Origin of the sequence: Bacillus sp. MYb56 (genome assembly GCF_002976445.1) — a bacterium.
Classification (GTDB): Bacteria; Bacillota; Bacilli; order Bacillales; family Bacillaceae_G; genus Bacillus_A; species Bacillus_A mycoides.
Window position 1 is genome coordinate 51,638 of record NZ_PCOH01000023.1, and the last position, 14,267, is coordinate 65,904.

The following is a 14,267-nucleotide window of genomic DNA, read 5'->3' on the forward strand; positions in this document are numbered from 1 at the left end:
CTCTCTTCTTCAGAGAGGTTCACTTTGTTTTACCCATTTTTTCCAAATAAGTTAATGCATCATCCAGTGTGTCCACTGGTACAATTTTCATCTTCGTTTTAATATCTTTCGCAGCTTCAAGAGCATCTTTATAATTCGATTTCTCTACACCTTTTTCATTTGGCGCAAAAAACACTTCAGCTCCCGCATCACTAGCAGCTACTACTTTTTGCTGAATACCACCAATTGGACCAATTTCTCCTTTATCATTGATTGTACCTGTTCCAGCTATTTCATGTCCGTTTGTTAAATCTTCTTCAACGAGCTGATTATAAATTTCTAGTGTAAACATTAACCCCGCTGATGGACCGCCGATTTCATGAGAATCGATTTTCACTTTCGGGTCTACTACTAACTCTCTTTCCGTAACGATAGAGACCCCTATACCGACGCGTCCATTCCCATTAGGGATCGTCTTTACATTTAAATTTTCTTTAAACTGTTTTCCGCCCCGCTTGTATTCAATATTTACTGTGTCCCCTTCTTTTTTCCCTGTCATATACTCAATAAATTGTTCCGTCTTGTCGAATATTTTTCCATCGACAGCTATAATAACATCTCCAAGCTTAAGCTTTCCCTCTGACGGCATACCCTTTGCTACACCAGCAACTAGTACACCTTTATTTTCAAAAGAAACAGAGCGATTTGCACGTTTATAAGCATTATAGATTGCTGCATTTTGCGAATCTTTCATTGCATAATTTTGGCGAAATTGATATTCTTCATCACTCTCGCCTTTTTGCAATATTTCTTCCGCCTTCGAAACGTGTGTATATTTATTAAATTGCGCGGCTATTAAGTTCACCACATTAGCAGGTCCCATTGAGACAGTGACAAGCATGAAATCACCAGACTCTTTAGTTCCACCGTCAACTTGCACGTACGGCGCTAATTTCGCGGCCATACCTGGTTTTGTCACATAATACGGCAAGCGCACATAAACAAGTAGCATCGCCAATATAACCCCTATTAAAATTGCATATATAAACCGAAAACGCTTAAACATTATGTTTCTCCTTCCACTGCTCAATTAGTAAATAAATGTTTGAAATATGTTGTTCCGCTTCCACTTCTCCGACCCTAATAATGTCTTCAATATGTGTAAAAGCACGCGAACTAAATTGTTCCACTGCTGGCCGCATCATTAAATCTGATGCTATTTGCCGATTCATCACAAGTTCATGTTGCATAATTTCAATACTTTGCATAATTACATCATAAATCGATGTAACCTCTCCATTCACCTTAATTGGAGATACATCAACAGCAATAACAATATCAGCACCTAAATCTTTTACAACCGATACGGGAATACGGTCAATTACCCCTCCATCCACTAATAAGCGGCCATCTATTTTTTCTGGAACAAACACCCCTGGTACAGATATACTAGCTCGAACCGCCTCCGCAATCGGACCACTTGTAAAAACAACTTTCTCCCCCTTCAAAATGTCAGTAGCCACAACAGCTGTCGGGATATCTAACTCTTCTAAATTTTTATTATATGTAAACATTTTAATCATATCTTTAATACGTTTTCCAGCAATAAATCCCATTTTAGGAACTGTAAAATCCAAATAATATTTCCTTTTAAAAACAGCGGCCAATCTATACAGTCTTTCAACGTCACAACTCGCTGCATAAAATGTACCAATTAACGCTCCTATACTACTACCTGCTATCATGTGAATAGGGATGCCAGCTTCCCTTAACACTTTTATTACCCCTATGTGAGCAAAACCTTTTGCACCTCCGGATCCAAGCGCTAAACCGATTTTTGGTTCCTTCATTTTTCTCACCCTTTAATTTTTTTCATTCCTTTTTCATACTTATGGTCTAAATTCACCACATATCCACGTATACTGAAATGAACGTTTTTGGGACAAAGGGGGATTTTCTTACATGTACGAAAAATGGAAAACTGCTTTTCTTACCATATCAATGTTGTTTTTAACCTTTTCTCTTGTACTTCACCCCCAAGATGCTTTGCAAGCTTCAATTCGCGGGTTAAATATATGGTGGGAAGTTGTATTCCCTTCACTACTACCGTTTTTCATCATTGCGGAACTTCTAATCAGTATTGGTATTGTAAAATTTATCGGTGTTATATTAGAACCACTAATGCGTCCACTGTTTCGTGTTCCAGGGGTAGGCGGATTTGTTTGGGCAATGGGAATGGCTTCAGGATTCCCCGCTGGCGCCAAATTAAGCGCTAGACTACGCAAGAGCAATCAACTAACACAAATTGAAGCGGAACGACTCGTATCTTTCACAAATTCTTCTAATCCACTTTTTATTTTCGGAGCGGTTTCTATTGGTTTTTTCAATAATCCGAAATTAGGACTCGTATTAGCAGCAGCACATTATATAAGTAACTTTATCGTCGGATTACTTATGCGCTTTTATGGTAATAACGATACTTACATAAAAGACAAACATACGAATCAAAAGCGTGCCTTTCAAAACCCTTTTTCCATCCTCCACCAAACACGTATGCAAGAAAAAAGACCAATCGGAAAACTACTCGGTGACGCTATCGTTTCTTCTATTCAAACATTGCTCATGATTGGTGGGTTTATTATTTTATTCTCTGTTTTAAATAAAATGATTACTGTTTTCAAAATTACAGAAGCGCTTTCTTTTATTATGCAACATATTTTATCATTCTTCCAACTTACATCCCAATTTAGTATTCCGATATTATCCGGTATTTTTGAAATGACGCTTGGAAGCCAAATGATTAGTCAAATTAATGAATCAACACTTCTTCAACAAGCGATGGTAACAAGCTTCATTTTAGCATTTAGCGGTCTTTCTATTCAGGCACAAGTAGCAAGCATATTAGCGGAGACAGATATCCGCTTTAAACCATATTTTTTAGCTCGAATTATCCAAAGTATTCTCGCTCCTATTTTCACTTTTATATTTTGGGGACCATTTTATGAAAAAGTTCATTCTTTCTCGCCTACGCAAGAAGATCTTCCCGTATTTTTATTGAATCATTCTTATACACTAACTGATATTTGGACATCATTTATACACTACGGACCAATCTTCACCTTATTTTGTTTATATTTGTATGTCATCTTATTGTTTTTACGCATTCATAAAGAAAAACCCCGTTCACTTTAACGGGGTTTTAAACTTTTCTTTTAAAGCACGCTCTACAATCGGAGGAACAAGGTCTACTACACTCCCACCATATCTCGCAACTTCTTTCACAATACTTGAACTTAAAAATGAATATTGATTATTTGTCATAATGAAGAAGGTTTCGATACTTTCGTCTAGTTTTCGATTCATTGAAGTAATTTGCATCTCATATTCAAAATCAGAAACTGCTCGTAAACCACGTAATATTGCATTTGCATTACGCATTTTTGCATATTCCACCAATAATCCACTATGTGAATCAACTTTTACATTCGGAATATCCTTTGTCGCCTCTCGAATTAACTCTAGGCGTTCTTCTACCGAAAAGAATGGTTTTTTTGATGAATTGTTTAAAACAACTACATATACTTCATCAAATACTTTTGCTCCCCTTTTAATAATATCCAAATGTCCAAGGGTAATTGGATCAAAACTCCCTGAAGAAATAGCTATACTTGTCATTCTGTCCCCTCACCTTCATACTTATAAATCGAAATTGCTGTAATCCCGTAGTTTTCTGCCCGTACTTTTACAAGTTCTCCTATAGAATCAGGTAAAACCACGTCATCCCCATGCTCTGCCATAATGATGCCATCTTTATTTAACAATCCATGTTGATCCATTACACTAACTAAAGACACAATTTTTTGAGCTTTATATGGAGGGTCTATTAGTATAAGATCGAATGAGATTTCACGCTTTATAAGCGCCTTTACCGCACGCTCTGCATCATTTCGGTACACTTCAGCTTGTTCTTGTAGTCTACAGCTTTCTAAATTTTGATGAATGACTTTTATCGCTTTACTATCTCGGTCAACAAAAATCGCTTTATCAATCCCTCTACTTATGGCCTCAATTCCAAGACCACCGCTACCACCAAATAAATCAAGAGCGATACCACCATCATAATAAGGACCTATCATATTAAAAATAGATTCTTTCACTTTATCTGTCGTTGGACGCGTTGTATTACCAGGTACCGCTTTAAGTGGGTGCCCTTTACATTTCCCTGAAACTACTCTCATCTGTTGTCACTACCTTTATTTCAATCTATAGAGCGATTACAGCAAATTCATTTCAATTCGGTAACCGCTACCGATTCATACTATTTCATACATTTTTTCATTAATCTGTTATTTAACTAATTGAAAACCTCAGTTAAAATAATCGCTCGCTATTTCTTTCATATCCATTTCACTATTTGCAAGCAACAACCCTCTATGTACATCAGTTCCACTTTACCTTTTTTATCCTATCATAAAATAAAAAAAAGAAAAATAAAAAGCCTAACATAAATTTTAATTTCATTATGTATATCTTCATTTTAGATTGGACATAAATAAATATAACAACATCATTTTCGATGTTGTTGCCAACCGCGGAGAAGACTTACGTTTCCCCATAAGTTCTTCCTCCGGTTTCTCCTCTCCCTTTGCCTTCTTACTAGTAGTACATACTAGTATTAGAAGGGCCCTGCTTTGCAGGGTTTTTTTATTTGTCTACTTTTCATTTAAAAAGTGAGGTGGTACAGTAAAAGAAAGAGGAGGAAAAAATATGATTCAACGCTTTATAGAACTCGGAGAAGGCTACTCTGACTTATATGAATTACTTGAAATTGCCAAAACAAACCAAGAACGTGTAACACATATGTTACAATTCGAAACTGTAAAAAACGAAAAAAAAGTGTGTTCACTTGTTGTAATACTAAAACCGACAACTACTGGTGATTTCCAACCATTATACATATGTCGTGAAGGCATTCCTGTACTTGAAAATAAAAAAAGTAAACGTGTCGTTTTATTTGAAGAAATGGCGGAACAAATAGGGAAAAAAGTTACTCCCTTTACTGTAAAACCATCAACAACTTTCCCTGAAAAAGAACTATTTTTTAATCATCTAATTGGTATTTTACGAATGAACAATTTCATTCCTCCAATGAAATAACACGTTATTTCAAGTGAAAAATCCCCTGCTAAATTTAGCAGGGGATTTTTTTACTTAGCTATAATCGTATTCTTTTGCCCGATCAGGACGCGAATTTTCGAATTCCGTTTTTAAAAATGGGCGATACGACTGTTCTACTTTTTTTACAAAAGGAAGTTTATTCAATTTTTGCATCATATGCTCAATTTGTTCCATATCACAATATACAACGGCATATTTCAAACGTTTTGATATGTAATGAATGTTACCATATTTCCTTAAAATCTTGGCATGTTTCAATGAATGTAAATAAACAATCATACTTTGTCGTTGCCCGAACATAATCTTCTCCATCTTCTCCTTTTAAAAACTTATATTCTTATATTTTATGAAAACCAATCATAAATTTATGACATTAAAGAACAAACTCTGTATACGTTTTCTTCTATATTCTAAAAAACGGGGTAAATTACCCCGTTTTTTTACAACCACAACCGCCTCCGGTACCACAACCACCGCCACAGCCACCCGCATCAAAAAACGGATTTCCTGTTGGAACTTTAACGGAAGAAGATACCTCAGAACCAATTGCTACACTAACTTCATCTAATAACTTCTGTAAAGCTGTTTCTGCTCTTTTAAAAGTTGCAACCTTATCATGCATATCTACAGAACGCTTTAATTCCCTCATTTTCGTCGAAACGAAAGTATAATCAGGATGATATTTACCAAAACGTTGCACTTCTTCGTATCGCTCTTTCATCGCTGTAAATTGCTGAATTAGCGTCTGGACTTCTATATCTTCTTGTAAATCCTTATAATACTTACGGTAATCTTCTGCTATATCTGAACAGATGATCGCTTTTGCAAGCTGCTCTGCCTTATCTAAAATCAATACGCTTTCCAGCGTCGCTACAATCATGAGAGACACCTCCGAGTATTCATCATAACACATTTGGAACAGAACTACTAATTGAAGTGTCTCACCTAAAAGAAAGATATGATTCTAATTACTTTTCATACAATCTCCTTGCACTCTTATACACTAATATGCTCCGCAATATTATATTTAAGAACATCCCATTTCCCGCTATTCTCTTTCACGTAGCTAATACATGCGTTTTTTAACGGCGTTTTAAATGTAATTTCATTTGGTGCAATTGCGTGTAAAATAGCTTTTATTGCATGTGAATGCGCAACAATGATAATACGTTTATCTCCATGTGCTGCTGCAACCTGTTGTAAAGCCGTAAAACAGCGCTCTACGATTTCTTCATCCTGTTCCATTCCTTCTACATTACCTTCTGTAATTAACTCTCTAACGGCCGCAACTGGTTTCCCAGAAGCTTCCCCAAAATTACGTTCCATAAATCGCTCATCTAATAAAATAGATGGTAATCCAATAGCCCCAGCAATTTCCTTAGCAGTTTCTTGCGCTCTAATTAACGGGCTACTTATAATTATATCCCACGATTCCGCTTGCAAGGCAGCTGCACTTTGACTCGCTTGCTTCTTCCCAACTTCATTGAGTGGAATATCTTCGCGCCCTTGAATAATCTCTTGAAAGTTCCAATCAGTTTGTCCATGTCGTACTAAACAAATTTCCGTCATGCTGCAACTCCTTTTTTAAATAATCCGATTCTATTGTAACAAAAGTTTTGCATAACGGACATAGTTTTCCCTTCCAATTACGTCGTATTTTGCTGCTTCATATACTGGAACATATCAATCATAATTGAAGCAACGGCCAATTGATTTTGAAATTTTTCCACTTTATCTGGTATCGTTTTTTTGAAATGCTGCATGGCAGCTAACTCAAAAGCTTCTTTTTCTTCTGGGTTACGCGTCAATTTCCGGTACCAGTATGGCTGTTCCCGAATATAGCGAGCTAAATCCTCATCAGCTTTTATAAACTCCATAAGCTCTGCTCTCATTCTCTTTCCCCCTAATCCTTTTGAAAGAAAAAAGGATTATTTTCAGAAGTACTTTGTTCTTGCTGCGCACGGTTTCCTTGAAATTGTTGAATAACTTGTTGCACGCTACCAATCGCACTCGTTACATTTGCTAAATGATGTTGCATTTGTTCTACGTCTAGCTTTTTAAAGAAAGAAAGCATTTGCCCCATCACATCAGCAGTTTTTTCCTCTTCTGTTCGATTTTCTTTTTCTTCTTTATTTTCTTTTACCGAAGAAAAAGCAGGTGCTCCATCAGGTCTATATGTTGTCCATATTTGATCTTCTTCACCAAGTAAGTACCATTCTTCATAAAATTGCTGCCAAGTTTTTTGACCACCTCTAACCTCATGAACCATTTTAGGGTGATGGTTTACAAACTCTTTAAACTGTTGAACCGATGGATGTAACGGCCCTTTTGTTGTTGGCATAATCCTCACCTCTTCATGTATATCTACTATATTGTAAGAAAAAAAAGGCACATGGTTCGCCTATTTTTAGACGATTCATGCACCTTTTTATCTTCCTATTTGTGGACAATTAAAGCCCGATTGGTGAAGACTAATAATCAATGAAGGATGCCCCGACTGATTAAAGTTTCATTTTATTTTCGGATAAAGTTTTGAGTATAAAATTTATCATATACCCCAACACCTAATCCAGTAAATTGTTCGTTTAATAAATTCTTTCTATGCCCCTCACTATTTAACCAACCCTGTACCGCCGCAATTCCATCACTATGTTGCGCCGCTATATTCTCACCAGCAAGTTGAAAAGCCACTTGCCCACGTTGCAAGCGATCTCCTAACGTACCAAAAGTAGGTGAATCGTGCGAAAAATAATTATTATCCTTCATATCTTTACTATGGCCAAATGCAACATCTGCAGTTTGTTGATCCAATGTTAACAACGGTAATTGATGACGACTCCGAATAATATTTGTTAAATCGAGAATTTGTTGCATATTTCCATTTTCTACTTGCTTCATTTTTTCTGGCGTCAGCGGCTGTTCCGCTATTAATTCACCTGAATAAACAAGTTGATATGGTCTTTGTCGTAATAACGTTTCATCATCCATATAACGAAGACCAACAAGCTCATGTGTAAAGTGATCAAAGTATAATTGTGCCCATCCATCTTCTACAGGTACTAGCGGTTGTTCCATTACTTCCGTATCAGATAACTCAAATTGATAACTATTCTTTCCTCTTTTTAATGAAATCTCATGTGAAAGTGGATTCTTTTTATATACCTCTTCATACTTTTCATTTATATAATAGGGAGCCACCTTAACTTGCTCACCAGCAACATACGCCGTTACAACTTTACGTTCAGCAACTCCAAATTGAACATACTGAGCTAAATCTTGATTATACACCCACCATTCATATCCATAAGCAGACGGCTCTATTCGAGATGGTTCGCCCCACTTCGCTAATAAATTCTCAGAGTCCCCGCCAATCATATTTAAAACAGTGTCTGTGGATTCTTCATTTACTTGCTTCTTCTTTTTCACAATTTTTTTTTCTTGCTTAGAGTGAGATGGGGTTAATATATATTGTGACACGAGTAACTTCCCGTATAAATCAACAGCTAAAATTAAAAATGTAATCATTACGATACGCAATAATTTCTTCAAACGATATACCTCCTGAACAAAGCATAAAATCGAGATATACACAAATCCTTTTATTTCCTTTTTTTGTGTGTACCGTACTCTTTTCACTATATCATATTTTCACGAAAAAAGTCTGGATTATCCCTTTTCTCGCAATACGAATTGCACTTTCTTATTATTCGTACTATTATAAAAATAATGAACTAACATTAAAATAAGGAGGTATTCTATGCAATTTACAAATACAAACTTTACTGATGCAGTCGTTGATCTAACTCTTTTAACTGAGATTATGGAAAACAATCATTTTGTACTTGCTGGACAATGGGATTACGAACGCGTTACATATGATTATAAATTTGAAATATTAAAGGATATTTATTATTTACGTGTACAAGGATTTGCTGTTGAAGGTGACATCGGCGGCAGACACGCTCAAGTAAAACTATTGCCACCCTTATTAGGAAAACATTATTATCCTCATGGCGTTGAATATGGAGATGATGAGATTTTTCCAACGAATGTACTTCAAAAAAGCGAACAACTCCTACAAAATATTGAAAAAGAGTTAAAAGAATTTCAAATTATTGAATAACAAAAAAACTAGCGCATTAACACGATGCGCTAGTTTTTATTTCGTCTGTAAATAAGGAGGTAACTCTTGCAGCTGCTCTTTATCCTTTTCACGCTCTCTACGTGCCCATTTAAAGAACACATAACCGATAATCGTACCGTACACTATTTCCTGGACAATTTTCATAATAATACCACCTGTTTGCTGGTCTTGTACTACCGGCATCCAATGTAAAAATTCTGGTCCAGTTATATTTAAATCTGATAAAGTACCCGCCGGTACACAGAGTTCCATTGCCTTCATCCAAGCGGCCGGATCTGTATATGTTGCAAATAATGGTGCAGTCGCAAAAATTATTAACGCACAAGCTGGCGTTAATAAAATACCATTAGCAAACATGTAACCAAGCTTCTTAATATCACTTAAAGTTTGATATTCTGGCAGTGGATTTAACATCGGCCACCACATCATCATTGCTGCAAAAAACAATATAGCAAGGCAAATAGGATGCGCTATTTGACTTTGTTTTACTGCATCAAAAACAATTGGCAAATGATAAAAGGAAAACAGGCCATTAAATACAAACAATGCAATAAGCGGCTTAGCAAAAAACTTTATCACAATTTGAACGAACTTAAAAGAAGTAATATAACGATATAACCAAACAGGTATACCAAGCAGTAATAACGGAGGCACCGCAATATACATTACTGCCATCTCAAACATATGTGCACTAAATATGATATGACCAATTAAATCAATAGGTCCTCCCTTTACAACATACAAAAGAACAATCCCGGTCGTAAAATAAAAAATTTGCTTCTTACTTACCTTCGTCGCATTTTCAAATCGCGTTCTATACGGTCCAATAATTAAAAAATAACTAATAAGAATCGAGATCATAAATAATAAAAAAATTGGACTCCATAAAGCTTGAAAACCAAATACCCATAAGTTTTCCATTTCCACACCTACCTTTTCAAAATTCTTATATTTCATATAAAAAGAGGGCTTTGATATATCAGAGCCCCCTACTATCACTGTTTAAATCCACACAATTGTCATAAAGGCTAATATTGTTAATAAACCAATTAACAATCCAGAGTACAAGAAGAAACTCGCCGCTTCATGCCCTTTATGACTCATATGCATGAAATAATATAACTGAAATATAACTTGAATGACTGCTAACAATAATATAAATGGAACCGAAAAAATCGGGCTAAATGTTTTCGGATATGCCACCGCTGCAAATGCAACTAATGTTAAAAAAATCATTAGTGAAAATGTAACAACTTGGTGCTTCATTTCCTCTGCACTTTTTCTCTTCCGATAAACAAGATCCACCTTAGGATTATTCGTTTGCTTAACCGCCATTGTTTATCCCACCATTCCCATCAAATATACTACAGTGAAAATAAACACCCAAACTACGTCAATAAAGTGCCAATAAATTGATGCAACATAAAACTTTGGTGCGTTGTATAAATTTAAGCCTCTCTTCGCGTTTCTAAAGATTAATGTTAAAATCCAACATAATCCAAACAACACGTGGAGCCCGTGTGTACCAACAAGAGCATAAAATGCAGAACCAAATGCACTACTTCTCATAGTATGCTTAAATTCATGCGTATAATGATAAAACTCATATATTTCAAACCCCAAAAATCCTAAGCCAAGCAACACTGTTACAAGTAACCAAAGTTGCATTTTCTTAAAGTTAAAATTTTTCATATGATACATTGCGTATACACTCGTTAAACTACTTGTTAACAAAAGCATCGTCATAATGAAAACGAGTGGCATTTGAAACATCTCTTGAGATGTTGGTCCACCATTTGTAGAGTTCTTTAACGCTAAATATGTGCCAAATAAGGAAGCGAACAACACTGTTTCGCCTCCAAGAAATAACCAAAAACCAACAAACTTATTTTTCCCCTCAAGGGTTGCTTTTTCAGGCTCTGCTGGAAATGTTTCATTCGTTAATTTCTCATCTACATGCATTACGCCTTGCCCCCCTTATCATCTAAATCTTCCTTATGAATATGATATCCATGATCATCAATTACTGAACGAAGGAACATTGTACCAAACGTAATGATTAAACCGATAATCGCTACTAATAACCAAAATTTATCTTTGCCACCCTGCATATACATCGCACCGAATGCTGCTATGAATAAGCCTAGAGAAATGATAAATGGTGAAAATGAAGCATTTGGCATATGAATATCACCAACTGGTTCCGCTGCTGTCATCTCTTTATTACCTTCACGTTTTTCAATCCAAAACGGATCTAACCCGCGAACAAATGGCAATTGTTTAAAATTGTATTCCGGTGTAGGTGCTGGCATTGTCCATTCTAATGTACGTCCATCCCATGGATCACGGCCAGCCTTCTCTTTTGATACCGTTGTTTTTATTACATTGAATAAAAGAACAATCGTTCCAAGAGCCATAAACACAGCTCCGATAGAACTAATCATATTCCCCATTTCCAACCCTTGGCCCTCAAGATATGTGTAGTAACGACGTGGCATACCGATTAGACCTAGGAAATGCTGAATAAAGAATGTTAAATGGAAACCGATAAAGAATAACCAAAATGTTATCTTACCTAATGTTTCATTTAATACTTTATTAAACATAAGTGGCCAATAATAATGCGCACCTGCAAGTAAACCAAATACAACACCACCAACAATTACATAATGAAAGTGTGCTACTACGAAATAATTATCATGAAACTGATAATCAGCTGGTGCAGAAGCAAGCATAACACCTGTAACTCCACCCATAACGAAGGATGGAATAAAAGCTACCGCCCACATCATTGGTGTTGTAAACCTAATACTTCCACCCCACATTGTAAAGAGCCAGTTAAATATTTTAATACCCGTTGGAACTGCAATCGCCATTGTTGCAACCGAGAAGATAGCATTTGCAACAGGCCCAAGACCAACAGTAAACATATGATGCGCCCATACCATAAATCCTAAAAACCCTATTAATACTGTCGCGAACACCATAGAGGAATAACCGAATAATCGTTTTTTCGAAAATGTGGCGAAGATTTCTGAGAATATTCCGAAAGCTGGGAGTATAAGAATGTATACTTCCGGATGACCGAAGATCCAGAATAAATGCTCCCATATAATCGTGTTCCCACCTAGTGCCGGATTAAAGAAACTTGTGCCAAATAAACGATCTAACATTAAAAGTCCTAATCCTACAGTTAATGGTGGAAATGCAAATAAAATAAGTGAAGATGTTACAAATGTTGTCCATGTAAACATCGGCATGCGCATGTACGTCATCCCTGGCGCGCGCATATTAATAATTGTAACAAGGAAGTTAATACCTCCAATTAATGTACCAATACCTGATATTTGCAAGCCGAGTACATAAAAATCAACACCATGTCCTTTAGAGGCTAAAGCTAAAGATGCATACGATGTCCACCCTGCATCAGGCGCTCCTCCTAAAAACCAACTTAAATTTAAAAATAATCCACCAAAGAAAAATAACCAAAATCCGAGCGAATTCAAAAACGGGAACGCCACATCACGTGCTCCAATTTGAAGTGGTACAGCGGCGTTCATAAATGCAAACACGAGTGGCATAGCTGCGAGGAAAATCATTGTTGTACCGTGCATCGTTAATACTTGATTATAAGCATCCCCAACAAGAAAAGCATTGTTAGGAATCGCTAACTGCAGGCGAATAAATAGTGCTTCTATTCCACCTATTACAAAAAACAATCCACCTGCAATTAAATAGAGAATGGCAATCTTTTTATGGTCTACTGTCGTTAAATAATCCCATATGACAGCACCCATCCCCTGTTTTTTTGCTACAGAACTCACGTTTTCAACCTCCCCTTCGCAAATGATCCCTCTTTATTTTTCAATCTTTAACGTTTGTAAATATGCATTTAATGCATTAATTTGATCATCCGTTAAGTTGCCATATTTACCAGTCATTTTATTACCTGGTTTCATATTTTCAGGATCTTTGAGCCATTTTTTTAAGTTCTCTTCATTATTTTCGGCAATACCAGCAACCATATCGCGATCTGCGAAGTTTGCTAAGTTCGGTGCGATACGAGCAGAAGGTGGTCTACTATCATTTGATCCAACTGCATGACAACCAATACAGCTTTTATTAAATATTTCTTGACCCTCTTGCGCCTTTGTAGAAGCTACTTCTTTTTTTCCATCAATCTTCTTCATGTCAGCAAGCCACTTTTTGTACTCGCTTTCATCCAGAGCTTTCACTTTGAACTGCATTAAAGAATGTGATGGGCCACAAAATTCTGTACAAAAACCATTATAAGTGCCCGATTTATCTGCCTTTAACCACATTTTGTTTACATTATCTGTATTTGTATCCATTTTCCCAGCTAAAGATGGAACCCAAAACGAATGTTTAATATCGGCACCCTTCAAATTCAAATACACTTTCTTACCTGTGGGGATAACTAAATCTTGAGAAGTTACTATTTTTTCTGATTTATAAGAAAATTCCCACCAATAAAGATTCGCTGTTACATCAACAACGATAGTATCTTTATCAATATTCTTTTTCTCCATCGCACTTACATCAGCAAGCTTGAATGTATATGTAACAGTCGGAACAGCCAAGATTAACAAAAGAATAATCGGAATGACTGTCCATATAATTTCTAGTTTGTGATTTCCTTCAACTTGCTCTGGAATATAATCTTCCTCACCCTTTTTTTGTCGGAAACGCACAATTACATATAAGAAAATAATAGTAACTACAAGTACTACTCCTACCATGATTGCACTCGCTAGCAAGAGCAAATCATATTGCATTTTTGCTACTTCCCCTTGCGGAATTAAAGTAGACTGAAAAGCTTTACCGCATCCCCCTAACAGTAAAGCCAGCAGTGAAACGAACGAAAGCAGTCGCCACTGTTTCTTCATACAAACAACCCCCACTTTCTTTGTGAATTAGATTGTACTTTATAGTTAAGTAAAGTAAA

18 protein-coding genes are annotated in these 14,267 nt (G+C 36.1%); 3 read left to right on the forward strand and 15 right to left on the reverse strand.

Annotation, left to right across the window (positions count from 1 at the left end; all coding sequences use genetic code 11):
* Positions 1 to 19: 19 nt before the first annotated feature.
* Complete coding sequence (locus CQ058_RS22715; RefSeq protein WP_002088283.1) at positions 20 to 1,045, reverse strand: SepM family pheromone-processing serine protease; 1,026 nt, start codon at positions 1,043 to 1,045, stop codon at positions 20 to 22.
* Positions 1,038 to 1,829 (reverse strand): patatin-like phospholipase family protein, encoded by a 792-nt coding sequence (locus CQ058_RS22720; protein WP_002138096.1) that lies wholly within the window; start codon positions 1,827 to 1,829, stop codon positions 1,038 to 1,040. The genes CQ058_RS22715 and CQ058_RS22720 overlap by 8 nt, the downstream gene beginning before the upstream one ends.
* Positions 1,830 to 1,941: 112 nt before the next feature.
* Here CQ058_RS22720 and ylbJ point away from each other — a divergent pair, with 112 nt between their 5' ends.
* A complete protein-coding gene (gene ylbJ, locus CQ058_RS22725; protein ID WP_002033736.1) occupies positions 1,942 to 3,171 on the forward strand; it encodes a sporulation integral membrane protein YlbJ in 1,230 nt (409 codons plus the stop codon).
* Here the strand turns inward: ylbJ and coaD are convergent.
* The gene (gene coaD, locus CQ058_RS22730) at positions 3,163 to 3,654 is read right to left on the reverse strand and encodes a pantetheine-phosphate adenylyltransferase (protein ID WP_002142952.1); all 492 of its coding nucleotides are present in this window, start codon (positions 3,652 to 3,654) and stop codon (positions 3,163 to 3,165) included. The two genes, ylbJ and coaD, sit on opposite strands and share 9 nt — an antisense overlap.
* On the reverse strand, positions 3,651 to 4,217 hold the full coding sequence (gene rsmD / locus CQ058_RS22735; RefSeq protein WP_001266992.1) for a 16S rRNA (guanine(966)-N(2))-methyltransferase RsmD: 567 nt from the start codon (positions 4,215 to 4,217) through the stop codon (positions 3,651 to 3,653). The genes coaD and rsmD overlap by 4 nt, the downstream gene beginning before the upstream one ends.
* A 529-nt stretch (positions 4,218 to 4,746) precedes the next feature.
* On the opposite strand from rsmD, the gene CQ058_RS22740 reads away from it, so the two are divergent.
* Positions 4,747 to 5,136 (forward strand): DUF7147 family protein, encoded by a 390-nt coding sequence (locus tag CQ058_RS22740; protein ID WP_002014762.1) that lies wholly within the window; start codon positions 4,747 to 4,749, stop codon positions 5,134 to 5,136.
* Between the two features lie 54 nt (positions 5,137 to 5,190).
* Here CQ058_RS22740 and CQ058_RS22745 read toward each other — a convergent pair whose 3' ends face one another.
* The 6 genes from CQ058_RS22745 to CQ058_RS22770 all read right to left on the reverse strand — a co-directional run bounded on the left by CQ058_RS22745 (position 5,191) and on the right by CQ058_RS22770 (position 8,706).
* Positions 5,191 to 5,457 (reverse strand): YlbG family protein, encoded by a 267-nt coding sequence (locus CQ058_RS22745; protein ID WP_002088292.1) that lies wholly within the window; start codon positions 5,455 to 5,457, stop codon positions 5,191 to 5,193.
* Positions 5,458 to 5,584: 127 nt separating this feature from the next.
* Positions 5,585 to 6,037: a YlbF/YmcA family competence regulator gene (locus CQ058_RS22750; RefSeq protein ID WP_002014765.1), complete on the reverse strand. Its 453-nt coding sequence runs from the start codon at positions 6,035 to 6,037 to the stop codon at positions 5,585 to 5,587.
* A 116-nt stretch (positions 6,038 to 6,153) separates the two neighbouring features.
* The gene (locus CQ058_RS22755; RefSeq protein WP_002014767.1) at positions 6,154 to 6,726 is read right to left on the reverse strand and encodes a histidine phosphatase family protein; all 573 of its coding nucleotides are present in this window, start codon (positions 6,724 to 6,726) and stop codon (positions 6,154 to 6,156) included.
* Positions 6,727 to 6,803: 77 nt separating this feature from the next.
* Entirely contained in the window at positions 6,804 to 7,049 is a 246-nt protein-coding gene (locus tag CQ058_RS22760; protein ID WP_002014770.1) for a YlbE-like family protein, read from the reverse strand.
* 11 nt (positions 7,050 to 7,060) lie between these two features.
* The gene (ylbD, locus tag CQ058_RS22765; RefSeq protein ID WP_105589992.1) at positions 7,061 to 7,498 is read right to left on the reverse strand and encodes a YlbD family protein; all 438 of its coding nucleotides are present in this window, start codon (positions 7,496 to 7,498) and stop codon (positions 7,061 to 7,063) included.
* 173 nt (positions 7,499 to 7,671) lie between these two features.
* Positions 7,672 to 8,706 (reverse strand): CAP domain-containing protein, encoded by a 1,035-nt coding sequence (locus CQ058_RS22770; RefSeq protein ID WP_002190529.1) that lies wholly within the window; start codon positions 8,704 to 8,706, stop codon positions 7,672 to 7,674.
* 208 nt (positions 8,707 to 8,914) lie between these two features.
* Between CQ058_RS22770 and CQ058_RS22775 the strand changes: the two genes are divergently transcribed.
* On the forward strand, positions 8,915 to 9,280 hold the full coding sequence (locus CQ058_RS22775) for a YugN family protein (protein ID WP_002014773.1): 366 nt from the start codon (positions 8,915 to 8,917) through the stop codon (positions 9,278 to 9,280).
* A 36-nt stretch (positions 9,281 to 9,316) separates the two neighbouring features.
* Here CQ058_RS22775 and ctaG read toward each other — a convergent pair whose 3' ends face one another.
* The 5 genes from ctaG to coxB all read right to left on the reverse strand — a co-directional run bounded on the left by ctaG (position 9,317) and on the right by coxB (position 14,208).
* Positions 9,317 to 10,222 (reverse strand): cytochrome c oxidase assembly factor CtaG, encoded by a 906-nt coding sequence (gene ctaG / locus CQ058_RS22780; RefSeq protein ID WP_033708188.1) that lies wholly within the window; start codon positions 10,220 to 10,222, stop codon positions 9,317 to 9,319.
* An 81-nt stretch (positions 10,223 to 10,303) separates the two neighbouring features.
* On the reverse strand, positions 10,304 to 10,636 hold the full coding sequence (ctaF, locus tag CQ058_RS22785; RefSeq protein WP_002014776.1) for a cytochrome c oxidase subunit IVB: 333 nt from the start codon (positions 10,634 to 10,636) through the stop codon (positions 10,304 to 10,306).
* A gap of 3 nt (positions 10,637 to 10,639) precedes the next feature.
* Positions 10,640 to 11,263, reverse strand: a complete 624-nt coding sequence (ctaE, locus tag CQ058_RS22790; protein WP_000557861.1) for a cytochrome c oxidase subunit III — start codon at positions 11,261 to 11,263, stop codon at positions 10,640 to 10,642.
* Complete coding sequence (gene ctaD / locus CQ058_RS22795) at positions 11,263 to 13,098, reverse strand: cytochrome c oxidase subunit I (protein ID WP_002014777.1); 1,836 nt, start codon at positions 13,096 to 13,098, stop codon at positions 11,263 to 11,265. Before ctaD ends, ctaE begins: the two co-directional genes overlap by 1 nt.
* Before the next feature lie 60 nt (positions 13,099 to 13,158).
* A complete protein-coding gene (coxB, locus tag CQ058_RS22800) occupies positions 13,159 to 14,208 on the reverse strand; it encodes a cytochrome c oxidase subunit II (protein ID WP_002088304.1) in 1,050 nt (349 codons plus the stop codon).
* Positions 14,209 to 14,267: the final 59 nt, after the last annotated feature.